This window comes from Streptomyces sp. NPDC091682, assembly GCF_044756625.1.
GTDB lineage: Bacteria > Actinomycetota > Actinomycetes > Streptomycetales > Streptomycetaceae > Streptomyces.
In genome coordinates this window covers 287,226-297,372 of sequence record NZ_JBIVTH010000012.1, presented here as the reverse complement: position 1 = coordinate 297,372, position 10,147 = coordinate 287,226, and the positions used below count along the sequence as shown (strand labels likewise).

Here is a 10,147-nt window from a genome sequence, read left to right as displayed (position 1 = left end):
ATCGAGGCGAAGACCGCGGCCGGTGAACTCCGCGGCGTCGGCCGCCTCGGCGACGTCACCTTCGAAAGCGCCCAGGGCACGGTCAAGCTCGACGAGACCGCGAGCGCCCACCTCACCCTGATGGCCGGTGACGTCTCCGTGGGACGCCTGGGCGGCGCCGCACAGATCACCACCCAGAAGGGCGACCTGCAGATCGCCGAGGCCCAGACCGGCACCGTCGAACTCACCACCCAGTCGGGCGACATCACCATCGGCGCCGCCCGCGGGGTCTCCGCCACCCTCGACGCCGGCACCGCCTACGGCCGCATCCACAACGCCCTCAACAACACCGACGGCGCCGACGCCGGCCTCACCATCCGCGCCACCACCTCCTACGGCGACATCACCGCCCGCAGCAACTGAGAACCCCCACCCGAGCCGGTAACGGGCACGGGCACGGGCACGGGCGAAGGGTCCCGAGGGCGAGACCGATTCGACTCCTCGACCAGCTGCTCCAAGCCCGCCGGAGACACGAGCCCTCCGGCCGGCCGGCTCTTCTCCACCGCGAACGCCTGCACCGACATCAACATCAGGCCCGACAACGCTGGGCCGCCTGACCCTTCGGCCTGCCGCACGCACTTCCCCCGCGCCCTGCCCCGACCCACGCGAGGTCCGTACCAGCGGCTCTCCCATCGCAGCAGCCGGGCCGCGGATCCCCACTCCGCTGAGCCGCCCCACCACGCCGAGGTGGCACGCGGTCCCGGTCACGACCGGTTTCGGCGCCGAGAACCCCGCCCGTCGGCCGGTCGACCGTGACCATCCGGCCACACCGCGATGACCGTGCGGCGGAAACCGAAGGATCGCGGCAGGAGCCTCTCCTGTGCACTACCTGCTCGTCCGGGGGCATGACGGCGGCGGGCTCCTGCCCTGCTCCCCCTGAGCGGGCGGGGCGAGGGCTCGTCCTCTAGGGTCCATCACGGCGGCCCGGCACCCGGGCCGCGCGCGGCGCGGACCGGCAGCGGCCGTGGGGACAGGGGGAAGTGATGGAGTCTTTGCGGCCCGGTGACCCGCTGGAGATCGGTGGGTACCGTCTGCTGGCACGGCTCGGATCGGGCGGCATGGGCGAGGTGTTCCTGGCACGGACGCTGTCCGGGCGGGCGCTCGCCCTGAAGACCGTGCACCGCGAGCTGAGCCTGGAAGCGGACTTCGCACACCGCTTCGACCGGGAGATACGCACCAGCGACCGAGTTCGTAGCCCGTGGACGGTATCGGTGGTCGATTTCAGCGCGCCGGGGGCCTCCCCGCAGTGGCTGGCGACCGAGTACGTGCCCGCGCCGTCGCTGGGTGACTGGGTACGCGGATGGGGGCCGCTGCCGGCCTCGGCCGTCCAGCAGCTGGGACAGGAACTGTCGGCGGCGCTCGTCAGCGTACGGACGGCAGGTGTCGTCCACCGCGACATCAAACCGGCGAACGTACTGCTGGGCACTGAGCGGCCCTTCCTGATCGATTTCGGTATCGCCCGCACGGTCCGCGACCCGCGGCACACCCGCACCGGCACGGTCATCGGCACACCCGGATTCCTGGCGCCGGAACAGGCCACCGGCGCGGTGGCCGGGGCCGCGGCCGACGTGTTCTCCCTGGCCGCGGTGCTCGTGTACGCGGCGACCGGCCGCAGCCCCTTCCTGGCGGACGGCGAGGAACTGGACCTGCCGGCACTGCTGTACCGGATCGTGCACGACGAACCGCACCTCGACGGTGTGCCGCAGCCGCTACGGGCGCTGGTGAGGGAGTGCCTGGCCAAGGACCCGCACCAACGTCCCCTCGCCGAGGACGTAGCGGCACGGCTGGCCGCTGGCGGCACGACGCAAGGGTGGGGACCCGCCGCGCCCCGGGCCCTGGCCGCCGAGACCGGGCGGCGGGAGACCGAGCTCCGCCGTCTCCTCACCCTCCCGCCGTCTCCGACCAACACCCCCCATGCGCCCGGTGCGGACGGCCACCTCCCCGCATCCGTGCCCGCACCGCTCTCACCCCCGCCGACGCCGCCGCTACCTTCGGCGTTGCCGGGGGCGCTCGCCGGTGCCGGGACTCCGCCGCACTCCCCCGTACCCCCGAGGCTCGGGCCGGGGCGGGCGGTCCTGCGTTCGCGGGGCGCCGGTGCGGCCGCCGGTGCCACCGCCGTCGCCGCAGCCGTCGCACTCGCGGTGTGGCTCCCCGGGCACCGCGACGGCAGCGACGGGAGCGGGCGGGCCCCCACCCCCGAGACGTCCTCACCCGCGCCAGCAACGGGTCCGGCGGGGGCGTTGCCGGCCGCGTGGGCCGGTACGTGGTCGGGTGCCGGACCCGGAACACCCGACGCGGACGGTGTGTCCCGGGCGCGCACGGGTGAGTTCTCGGTCACCGTCACACTGAACGGCGGAGCGGTGGGCGAGCTGGTGGGCCGGCAGGTCAGTGACCTCAAGGAGGTCACCACCGGGCAGAACCTGGGATGCACCGAGGCCTTGCGGCTGAAGCAGGTCCGCGGGAACAGCGCGGTGTTCGAAGCGGCAACCAGCCATCCCACGGACCGTGCGGCGCTCCTCGAGTGCCCGCGGGGCAACCTGTACGTGCTGACGATGACGAACCCCGACCGCCTCACACTGGAATCGGAGGGTGCACAGTCGGCGGGTGCTCCCGCGGCGCTGGCCCGCCGCCCATGACCCGCCGCCCATGACCCGCGGCCCGTGTTCCGCGAGGCGCGGGCGACGGGTCGCCTCCCGCCTTGGCCCGTCAGCCCTTCGACCGTCAGCCCTTTGACCTCAACCGGACTTGATGTTCTACACATGGGGCCATGACCACTCCGCTACGCATCGCACTCGTCGTCGGCAGCACCCGGGAAGGCCGGTTCGGCCCCACCGTCGCCCGCTGGTTCGAAACCATCGCGGCCGCCCGCACCGAGGTCGAACTCACCGTCGCCGACCTCGCGGACGCCGACCTCCCGGCACACTGGACCCCCGACCTCACGCCCCACGGCCACGCGTTCGTCGAACGCCTCACCCTGGCGGACGCCTACGTGGTCCTCACCCCCGAGTACAACCACTCCTTCCCCGCCTCCCTGAAGCAGGCCATCGACACCGCCGGGCAGATCTGGCGGCGCAAACCAGTCGGTTTCATTTCCTACGGCGGCCTCTCCGGCGGCCTGCGCGCCGTCGAGCAACTCCGCCCCGTCTTCGCCGAACTCCACGCCACGACGCTCCGCGAAACCGTCAGCTTCCACCGGTTCCCCTTCGACGAAACCGGAGCACCCCACGACTCCGATGCCGCCGCACGGGCCGCGAACCTCCTCCTCGACGACCTGCTGTGGTGGGGCCACGCCCTGCGCACCGCACGCCAGCACGACGAAGCACGCAACCGAGCCGCCTGACGACCCCGCACCCCGGCTGCCCGGCGGCCCGGCGCGGCCCGGCTGCAGTGCAGCCGGGTAGTCCGACCGCCGGTCCCGGGGTCAGGTGGGAACGGCACGCGGCAGCTCGGGGACCCGTAGTACGTCCAGGCGTGCCTGCGCCAGCCGCAGGTATCGGGGATCCAGAGCGGGCAGGGTCCGCAGCAGGGCGAGCAGTTCGGGCCCCGACTCCACCGCCGAAGCCCGGTCCCCGAGCTGGGTCCAGCAGTACAGCGCCCCGGCCGCCGCGGCATAGACCTCGGGGGCCGCCGCGCCCTGAGCGGCCAGCCGAACCCGGCAGGCCCCGATCCACAACCCCGTTGCCAGCAGGAAATCACCCGCCATCCGTGCCAGATCCGCACGGATCTCCGCCCACTGGACCGCCTCCGGGGAGGAGGACCCGTGAGCATGCCGGACATGCTCCTCCCACGCCCGGGCCAGAGCAGCCGCCTCCGAATGACGGCCCGCGGTAGCCAATGCATGGATGTGCGGCCGTGGATCCCCACCCGACCCTCCGCCCGGCACTCCGCCCGTCGTTCCATAGGAGGGCGGGCCGGCCCCGCCGGCTTCCTGCCACACCCCCTGCCGGTCCGACTGCTGCGGCAGCGGTTGCTGCTGCGGGCCCGGGCGCATGCCCAGCTCACGGGCGGTCGGCAGGACCAGCGCACCCGGCGGAAGGCCCGCTGCGCCCGCCGCCAAAGCGTGCAACTGCACATCGGCCGGCCGGGACGGACTGCGGCGCAGTTGCTCGATCCAGTGCCGCGTGTAGCCGCTGACCGTACCGCTGCCCGCCGCGAAACCCGGCGGGCACACCACCCCGTACACCTCGTGAGACGGGAGGCCCGGCAGACCGCCGACCTCCTGGAGCAACGGCCAGGCCTCCTTGTCCGCGGCAAGGTCGAGGAGCACCGTCGTCAGCCCGGCAGGACGGCCCCGCAACTCGCCCACCAGCCAATCCCAGGGCAGAGCCGTGTATCGCACGGCCGCCCGCGCCGTCCCGGCCAGAGCCAAGTACAACCCGCGGCCGCGCCGGTCAGCGGTGAGCCGGCCCGAAAGATAGAGCAGCAACGGCCCCGGGGTCGCGGCCGCCGTACGCAACCGCGCCAGCACCGTGTTCGGATCACGCGCCCCGTCCAGACACACCGTGTCCGTGGGAAGCCCGCTGCCCAGCAACACCGAAGCCGGCACCATCGCGAGAGCGGCAAGATTCGCGCTCGGCGCAAGGTGCACCGTGCCGCGGCGCACCGCGGCGTCCCCCGCTATGAGAAGGACGTGACCCCGCTGGTGCCCCGGACCGATCAAGTACATGGACAGACGGTACCCACCCCACGAACGCCACCGCGACCACCACGGGGAAGAAGAGGACCGCGCGGGCGGGCAGCGCGTCCCGGAACGACGGGCAGATCGGACGGGCCGGTGGTCCTACGTGAAGGAGGCGGGGTGCCGTGCCCACCGGCCACCTCGTCTACCCTCGGTCAGATGATCGAGTACGTGGACCAACTCGGCTCCGGCGCACCGCGGATCGGACCGCCGCCCACGGGCACGGCCGCCCCGGTGTGGTCCCTGGACACCGCTGCGGACACGGTCGGCGGGTACCGCGTCCAGGAAGCGGACGCGGTCCTGGAGGCCCGGAACCGCGAGAGGGCCGCACGGTTGCTGCTGCCGGACCACCAGGAACAGGAGAACCGGGCATGATGATCGCCGTGCCGGGCGGGCGCGTCACCCTCTCGGACCGCCGCACCGAGCGCAGTTGGACGGTCGAGGTCGCCCCGTACCGCCTCGCGGCGCACCCGCTCACCAGGGCCGGATACGCGCAGGTGGCCACGGCACGGCCCGACGGCGGACAGGACGGCGGGCGGCTCCCCGCGCACAGCGTGTCGTGGTGGGACGCGGTCCGGTACTGCAACGCCCTGTCCCGGCAGGAAGGGCTGCCCCCCGCCTACCACCTCCCCCACACCTCCGGAACCGCCGCCACGGCGGATGGCGGGGACGGCGGGGACGGTCACATCACATGGGACCGGGACGCGGACGGCTACCGGCTGCCGACCGAGGCCGAGTGGGAACTCGCCTGCCGGGCCGGCACCACCGGCCCCCGCTACGGGCCGCTCGACGACATCGCCTGGCACCGCGGGAACTCCGGGGAACGGATCCACGAGGTCGGCGGCCGCCGCCCCAACCCGTGGGGCCTGTACGACATGCTCGGCAACGTCTGGGAGTGGTGCTGGGACCTGTACGACCCCGAGGTGTACGGCTCCTACCGGGTACTGCGCGGCGGCGGCTGGTTCGACGAGCACTGGAGCTGCCGCGCCTCCGTACGACGGCGCAGTCACCCGACGCTGCGGATCGAGGACGTGGGAGTGCGGCTCGCCCGCTCCGTACGGCCCTGACCGGTCACCGTCCGGGCGCAGACCTGCCGCGCGCACGGGGCGCGGCAGGCCGGCCCTCGCACGGACGTCAGGACCGCGACGTCGGCTCCTCCGGTGCCAGCGAGTTGCCCGCGGGGATGCGGCCGCAGTCGGACGGGGCCTGCTTGCCCGCGAAGCGGTCACCCAGCCAGCCCAGCGCGGCCGGGGCCCAGGCCACGGCCGCCCCCGTGTGGCTGAGCAGCTCGTACTGGCTGTACTTGACGGCGGAGTTACCGGTGGCGCAGTACTGCCGGGCGAGTGCCCGCACGTCCCCGCTGACCATGACGCCGTCGCCCGTTCCGATCCCCCGGTGGTTGCCGAAGGTCCCTTCCAAGACGCCCGCGTCGCCCTGGGCGATGAATCCCGGGATGGCCGGGGTGGCGGCCGACCCGAGGTTAATCTTGTTCATCGCTTCCACGAACACGGGGATCGAGTTGGGGTCGGCGTACTGCGACTTCGCCATCTTCTTCCAGGTCAGCCCGGGGTATCGGCCGATGGCATCGACGATGGAGCCGTGCTCAAGGTCCTTGTACACCTCGAGGCCGTAGCCGTTGAGATAGGACTTGAGATCGATGCCGTAGGACCGGGAGACTCCGATGACCGCCATGGGGATGACGCCCGACCAGGCCAGTGAGCCGTCCACGTACTTCAGGTTGTGTGCCGGGTCGACGAGCAGGCCGCCCTCGGCGTAGCCGACCAGCTTGCGCTGTACGTCCGGCGCGTAGCTCGGCGCGAGCGCAGCGGCCCAGTTGGTCGCGATGGAACCACCGGAATAGCCCATGAGGCCGAATGAGGTGGCGGAATTCAGTCCGGTCTGCGCCGACTTGGTGGCGGCGCGGATCGAGTCCAGCGTGTTCGTCCCGTACTCCGGTCCCGCAGCGAAGTGCGCCTGCTGTCCCTCGGTGTCCGGGATGACGACGTCGTAGCCCCGGGTCAGCAGCGGCGCCAGGAAGACGGCCTCGACGTTCGGGATGAGGCCGCCCAGGGTGACGTCACCGGCGATCGCACGGGACGGCCCGTCCTCCGGGTTGAGGGAATCGTAGAACGACTGGTAGGACACCGCCTTGCTGCGGTCCCCCGTCGGGCTGCGCACCACCGTGGTCACGTTGACGGCCGGGCGGCCCTGGGCGTCGGTGGTGCGGTAGAGCAGTTGGACCGCCTTCAGGGGCGTGGCGATACCGATGAGGTGGTACTGCAGCGTCCGGGTCTTCAGCACGGTGCCCGGCGCGAAAGCGGACAGGGGCGTGCTGTCGCCATAGGTGTAGAACGGGTCGCTCGTCGTGGACGTCGCTGCTGCGGGCGTGGACTGGGCGGCCGTGGCCGCCGGCGCGGCGGTCATGGCCGCCGCGATGACGACGGCGACGGAGATCAGGCGAACGGCTGCCTTGGACATGTGGTCCTCGTTTTCTGGTGGGGGGGGCTGACGCGCCGTTACGAGGTCGGGTGCATCGGCGTGTCAGGCCGGGGCGGGCGGCCCCCGGCAGGGGATTGCGGGGAACGACGCGGCCGGGGTCTGCCGCGTCTGGCCATCCACCGGTCAACCGTGTTACCAACCAGTAGGACATGTCCCGGAAACATCATCGGGCCGGTACGCGGCTGCGTCTGCGGGGCGGGGAACAGAAATGTGCGAGGTGAATTGTGACCGCATCCAACGCGGGGGGACGGGACTCGGTGCCGCAGTTCGGCGGCGTGCCGGTCCACAAGCGGCTTCAGGACGCCGCCGCGGCTCTGGAACGTGCGGTGATGGTCCGGCTCGTCGAGCGGCTGCCCGTCTACGGCACGCTGTCAGCGGAGCACCTCGGCGGTGACATAGCCAAGCAGGTGACCCGCGGCATCCGGAGCTTCGCCGCGGTCCTGCGCACGGGCGAACTGCCCGGGCAGGCCGAAGCGGCGGCGATCCGCGAGGCCTCGGCCCGGCGTGCCGACGAGGGCGTGCCGCTGGAGGCCGTGGTCGGCGCCTATCACCTGGGTGCGGAGGAGTGCGCCTCCCAGGTCTTCTCGGCGGCCGAGCCGCGGGATCTGGGCGACGTACTGTGGGTCCAGCGCCAACTGCTCGCGTATCTGCGGCTGGTGAGCTGCGAGGTCGCGGCCGGGTACGTGCAGGAACGGCGGACGGCGCTCAGTGACGAGCAGGTCGCCCTGCAGGCGTTGCTGTCCCGGCTGCTGGAGGGCGGCAGCCCGCAGGTCGCGGCGGATCGCGCGGGCATCCGTCTGCCGCCCTGCTACCTGGTGCTGAGCATCACCGTGGGACCGCACCCGGACGAGCTGGTGCCCGGCATGAACCATGCGGTCGCCGCGCGCCGCAAACTCCGGCGGCTGCGCAACGAACTGCAGCGCCAGACGAGGGGAGTCCCCCTGTCCGTGCTGTCCGGCGACGGCGGGCTGGTACTGATCCCGTACGAGACGCCGGCCGCCGACTTCGGTCGCGCGGACCGGGACCGGCTCTCCCAGCTGGTCCAACAGCTCGGCCGGACGTGCGGCGCCGAGCTCTGGGCCGCGGCGGCAGCTGCAACGCCGGAGGGCGTCGCCGAGGCCGCCCGGCTGGCCGGCGAGGTACGCGAAGTAGCGGAGTCGTCCGGCCGGGGGCCCGGCCTGTACCTGCTCGACGACGTGCTGCTCGAGTACCAGCTGAGCCGTCCCGGCCCGGCCAGGGACGGGCTCGCCGCGCTGCTCGCCCCCCTCGACGCGCGTCCGGAACTGCTCGTAACGTTACGCGCCTTCCTCGCGTGCAGCCTTGACCGGCGCCGGGCAGCCGCCAGGCTCCAGATCCATCCGAACACGGTCGACTACCGTCTGCGCAAAGCGACCGAGTTCACCGGACTGGACGCTGCCCGCGGTGCCGATGCGCTGACGCTGCGCGCCGCACTGGCGGCCCACGACGCCGTCCGGCCCGGTAAACGCGACGTGGGCTGACGGGCCTTGAACCCGGATCACGAACACGTCCGTGCGACTCGGGTCGCCCGGGCCGAGGTCGGATGGCGCAGGGTTCTGTCAGTGCGCCGGCGCCCCGTCGGTGGTGTTGTTCTCCCACTCCTCGGCGGGCTCCTCCGGCATTTCCCCCACGTGGTACTCGGCCTCCGCCAGGAGCTCCTGGGTCACCCGCACCCCGGTGAGGCGCTCGGTGAGCGCCAGGACCGCCGTCTTCACGTCGACCTCTGGTTCCCCCTCCCCCGACGGGTCGAGGCCGACCGCGAGCATCAGGGGGTTGAGCGCATCCGGAGTGCTGCCGGTCCTGTCCGCAGGCCACTCGAACGTGGTCCTCAACTCACCCTGTTCGTACCAGTGGAAGAAGTCCATCGGCTTCCCCCCGTTGCTGGAGTGCGAGACGGCGCACGTTTCGGCCGAGATCGCCTCCATGATGTCGGTGCGCATGTCCAGGCCGCCTCCGAACTCCAGGACGAGGGTCCAGTCCCCTCCCTCGCCCTGCACGGTGAACGCTCCTGCGAGGAAGGAGTCGGGCCACGTGTCGTACCCGCCCAAGAACTCCTGCTGCTCGTGGATGAGCTCGCCGAGTCCCTCGCACACGCCTTGGGGCTCGGCCCCCACGATCCGGAACAACTCCGAAGGTGAGACCCCCCGCACCAGTGTCAGGCTGTACCCGAACTCCATTCCGAAGGCGAACATCGAGGACGGGGAATGTATCCAGCCGTAGTCGGCCGCGGTGGCAAGGGTCATGCGTCCCATCCTGGCAGGGGCCACTGACACCGGAGCGCGCTGCCCTGGGCTGATGGGGGCCCCGTCGTACGCGGCCGGAGTCGGTGCCGGTCGCGACCTCGCCGGGGCGAGCCCGGTCAACCTCCCGGCGCTCGCGCTCCCTACCGACCGGATGCCCGGAAGGCAGGTCCGCTCTGCTCCTCCTCGCTCCTCTCCAGAGCGCTGATCGCACGACGGCGCCAACGCGTGACGGCCACCACGACGATCACCCCACCCAGCAGGCTGACCAACGCAACACCCCAGGCCGCGGCAGTGAACAGGGTCCCAAGTGACTCCATGACGTCCCCTCTCGGGGCGAGAGTACTCAGGAGGGCACGGCATCACGTCCGCGGGGCGGTACACAGCCCTTTGCCCGCCGGAGCGCCCCCCGCGTGCGCCGACACCGACCAGCAGGCGCCTAGCGAAGACGGCCAGCAGGGCACTACGGTGGAACAAGAAGGCCTCGGCGCGGTGAGTTCCTCAGCAGCTCCCACCGCACCGGAGGTCTTCGCCACGTCCAAGACCTGCAGCGCATCAACGACGTCCGTGGTCAATGACGCGGGCAGCTGAGAGCACGGCCGCCTCGTTGCCGCAGGGCCGTCCTGCCCGAGACCTGCTGGCGTTCAGCACTCGGGGTCGGGCCGGACGGGAG

10 protein-coding genes are annotated in these 10,147 nt (G+C 72.2%); 6 read left to right on the top strand and 4 right to left on the bottom strand.

The window, feature by feature from the left end; translation table 11 throughout:
- The 3 genes from ACIQK6_RS27175 to ACIQK6_RS27165 all read left to right on the top strand — a co-directional run.
- On the top strand, positions 1-402 hold a 402-nt coding region (locus tag ACIQK6_RS27175), incomplete at its 5' end, for a DUF4097 family beta strand repeat-containing protein (RefSeq protein ID WP_402695627.1).
- Between the two features lie 620 nt (positions 403-1,022).
- The gene (locus tag ACIQK6_RS27170; RefSeq protein WP_402695626.1) at positions 1,023-2,675 is read left to right on the top strand and encodes a serine/threonine-protein kinase; all 1,653 of its coding nucleotides are present in this window, start codon (positions 1,023-1,025) and stop codon (positions 2,673-2,675) included.
- A 131-nt stretch (positions 2,676-2,806) separates the two neighbouring features.
- Positions 2,807-3,379, top strand: coding sequence for an NADPH-dependent FMN reductase (locus ACIQK6_RS27165; protein WP_402695625.1), 573 nt, complete (start codon positions 2,807-2,809; stop codon positions 3,377-3,379).
- Between the two features lie 81 nt (positions 3,380-3,460).
- Here ACIQK6_RS27165 and ACIQK6_RS27160 read toward each other — a convergent pair whose 3' ends face one another.
- On the bottom strand, positions 3,461-4,705 hold the full coding sequence (locus tag ACIQK6_RS27160) for a hypothetical protein (protein ID WP_402695624.1): 1,245 nt from the start codon (positions 4,703-4,705) through the stop codon (positions 3,461-3,463).
- Between the two features lie 171 nt (positions 4,706-4,876).
- Between ACIQK6_RS27160 and ACIQK6_RS27155 the strand changes: the two genes are divergently transcribed.
- A complete protein-coding gene (locus ACIQK6_RS27155; protein ID WP_329106657.1) occupies positions 4,877-5,092 on the top strand; it encodes a hypothetical protein in 216 nt (71 codons plus the stop codon).
- On the top strand, positions 5,092-5,784 hold the full coding sequence (locus ACIQK6_RS27150; protein ID WP_402695632.1) for a formylglycine-generating enzyme family protein: 693 nt from the start codon (positions 5,092-5,094) through the stop codon (positions 5,782-5,784). The genes ACIQK6_RS27155 and ACIQK6_RS27150 overlap by 1 nt, the downstream gene beginning before the upstream one ends.
- A 67-nt stretch (positions 5,785-5,851) precedes the next feature.
- Here ACIQK6_RS27150 and ACIQK6_RS27145 read toward each other — a convergent pair whose 3' ends face one another.
- Complete coding sequence (locus ACIQK6_RS27145) at positions 5,852-7,195, bottom strand: lipase family protein (RefSeq protein WP_329106655.1); 1,344 nt, start codon at positions 7,193-7,195, stop codon at positions 5,852-5,854.
- A gap of 245 nt (positions 7,196-7,440) precedes the next feature.
- On the opposite strand from ACIQK6_RS27145, the gene ACIQK6_RS27140 reads away from it, so the two are divergent.
- On the top strand, positions 7,441-8,715 hold the full coding sequence (locus tag ACIQK6_RS27140) for a helix-turn-helix domain-containing protein (protein ID WP_329106654.1): 1,275 nt from the start codon (positions 7,441-7,443) through the stop codon (positions 8,713-8,715).
- A gap of 78 nt (positions 8,716-8,793) precedes the next feature.
- Here the strand turns inward: ACIQK6_RS27140 and ACIQK6_RS27135 are convergent, their stop codons facing one another.
- Both ACIQK6_RS27135 and ACIQK6_RS27130 read right to left on the bottom strand, forming a co-directional pair.
- Entirely contained in the window at positions 8,794-9,477 is a 684-nt protein-coding gene (locus ACIQK6_RS27135; protein WP_402695623.1) for a DUF6461 domain-containing protein, read from the bottom strand.
- A 140-nt stretch (positions 9,478-9,617) separates the two neighbouring features.
- Entirely contained in the window at positions 9,618-9,794 is a 177-nt protein-coding gene (locus ACIQK6_RS27130) for a hypothetical protein (protein ID WP_329106651.1), read from the bottom strand.
- Between the last annotated feature and the right edge of the window lie 353 nt (positions 9,795-10,147).

Coding starts and splice junctions, on each gene's coding strand:
- ACIQK6_RS27170 (WP_402695626.1), top strand. CDS start 1,023: ATGGAGTCTTTGCGGCCCGGTGACCCGCTGGAGATCGGTGGGTACCGT.
- ACIQK6_RS27165 (WP_402695625.1), top strand. CDS start 2,807: ATGACCACTCCGCTACGCATCGCACTCGTCGTCGGCAGCACCCGGGAA.
- ACIQK6_RS27160 (WP_402695624.1), bottom strand. CDS start 4,705: ATGTACTTGATCGGTCCGGGGCACCAGCGGGGTCACGTCCTTCTCATA.
- ACIQK6_RS27155 (WP_329106657.1), top strand. CDS start 4,877: ATGATCGAGTACGTGGACCAACTCGGCTCCGGCGCACCGCGGATCGGA.
- ACIQK6_RS27150 (WP_402695632.1), top strand. CDS start 5,092: ATGATCGCCGTGCCGGGCGGGCGCGTCACCCTCTCGGACCGCCGCACC.
- ACIQK6_RS27145 (WP_329106655.1), bottom strand. CDS start 7,195: ATGTCCAAGGCAGCCGTTCGCCTGATCTCCGTCGCCGTCGTCATCGCG.
- ACIQK6_RS27135 (WP_402695623.1), bottom strand. CDS start 9,477: ATGACCCTTGCCACCGCGGCCGACTACGGCTGGATACATTCCCCGTCC.
- ACIQK6_RS27130 (WP_329106651.1), bottom strand. CDS start 9,794: ATGGAGTCACTTGGGACCCTGTTCACTGCCGCGGCCTGGGGTGTTGCG.